Annotated in this window: 2 protein-coding genes; both read right to left on the reverse strand. The window is 65.9% G+C overall.

The window, feature by feature from the left end:
- Positions 1-16 precede the first annotated feature (16 nt).
- Positions 17-1,045, reverse strand: a complete 1,029-nt coding sequence (locus tag H9623_RS19080) for a glycosyltransferase family 2 protein (RefSeq protein ID WP_193721576.1) — start codon at positions 1,043-1,045, stop codon at positions 17-19.
- A gap of 11 nt (positions 1,046-1,056) precedes the next feature.
- Positions 1,057-1,744, reverse strand: a 688-nt coding sequence (locus tag H9623_RS19085) for a GtrA domain-containing protein (protein ID WP_227748933.1), incomplete at its 5' end; no start/stop codon positions are given.

Raw genomic sequence — 1,744 nt, forward strand, 5'->3', positions numbered from 1 at the left:
GGGCGCCTGGGCGGGTCTAGTTGAAGCCGATGACGCGTTGGGCGGTCTTGTAGGCGAGCATCGAGATGTGGCGTCCGGGTCTGCCGGGGAGGTTGGAGATCTGGTGCAGGGTGGTGCGGCGCAGGCGTCGGTACAGGGCGGGGTCGTGGGTGCGGACCGCGGCCCAGAACTGGTCCTTGGTGCGCAGGGAGGCGCGGGTGCCGGCGCGGATGAGGAGCATGGAGGAGACCAGGCACACGATGTCGAGGTAGTGCAGGAGGTAGCGTTCGAGGGCCTTGGGGGTGGTGGGGTCGGTGCGCACGGTGGACAGGTGCTCCATCATGGCCAGGTTGATGCGCAGCTGTTGGTCCACGCGCGAGATCATGACGTTCTCGTTGACGGACTGGTCCGCGCGCCCGATGTAGTACCGGTACAGGTCCACGTCGAGGTAGTACAGGCGCCGGGCCGCACGCAGGGGCACGTAGGCGTAGAGGTTGTCGACGTAGAAGGTGTGCTCGGGCAGGACCAGCCCGGTCTCGCGCAGCAGGTCGGTGCGGTAGATCAGGGAGTGCATCAGGATGTACTGGGCCTTGCGGAAGCGCCCGACCTGGTCCCAGCCCAGGACCCGCCCGGCGGGCAGGGCGTTGGTGTAACGGACCGCGGTCTTGTTGCGCTTGTCGACCTTCTCGTAGACGAAGTTGCTGATCAGCACGTCCACGTCACCGGGACCGGGGGCGAAGGAGCGCAGCAGGTCCAGGACCTGGGCGTAGGCGCCCGCCTCGAGCCAGTCGTCGGAATCGACGATCTTGATGTACCGCCCGCGCGCGTGCGCCAGGCCCGTGTTGATCGCGGCCCCGTGCCCACCGTTGGCCTGATGGATCGCGCGCACCACCCCCGGGTACGCGCGGGCGTACTCGTCCGCGATCTGCGCGGTCGCGTCCCACGACCCGTCGTCCACGACCAGGACCTCGACCTCGTCCCCGCCCACCAGCAGCGAGTCGATGCTGCGACGCATGTAGGCCGCGGAGTTGTAGCACGGGACGACGATCGTCAACAGCTTGGACATCAGCGCACTCTTCAGACTTCCTGGCCCGCACGGGCCGACGACGAGGACTCCCCCGGACCCCCGGCCACCGGCACACCAACCGGCACACCCGGCCCAGCCGGGTCGCTCGCCTCGGGGTCACGCTTGAAGATGATCTTGAAGATCGGGAAGAACACCCAGAACGATAGGGCACTGTTGATGATCATCGTGACCATGTCGGCCACCGTCTCACCGGTCTTGCCCAGCCCCCACCCATCGATCAACAGCTCGTAGATCGGGGCCTTGTACAACCCCTGCAACGCCGCCGCCGCGAACGTGATCACCACGTACGCCACCACGTACCAGAACGCCGCCCGCCACACGCTCGTGTTCGACTTGAACGTCACGTTGCGCTGCGCGAAGAAGTTGATCACCTGCGCGATCAACAACGTGATCTGCACCGCCAGGAAGTACGCCAACCCCCCACCACCCTCAGGCAACGCCCCCGCCGCGTAGTCGAACACGAAGAACGCCGACCCGTCCGGGTTCGACCCCACCGCCAACACCTGAAAGCTCGTCCCCACCAACCCCGTCATCGAGAACAACGCCTTGAACAACGGCATCAACGCCAGCTGCAGCACCGTCACACCATTGCTCAACAAGAAGAACATCAAGAACTGCGACAGACCCGGACGACGCTCAGCGAACGCCGCCCACACCTGAGAGATCCGACCGAACATC

The sequence above is a fragment of the Oerskovia douganii genome (assembly GCF_015142735.1).
GTDB lineage: Bacteria > Actinomycetota > Actinomycetes > Actinomycetales > Cellulomonadaceae > Oerskovia > Oerskovia douganii.

Coding starts and splice junctions, on each gene's coding strand:
- H9623_RS19080 (WP_193721576.1), bottom strand. CDS start 1,045: ATGTCCAAGCTGTTGACGATCGTCGTCCCGTGCTACAACTCCGCGGCC.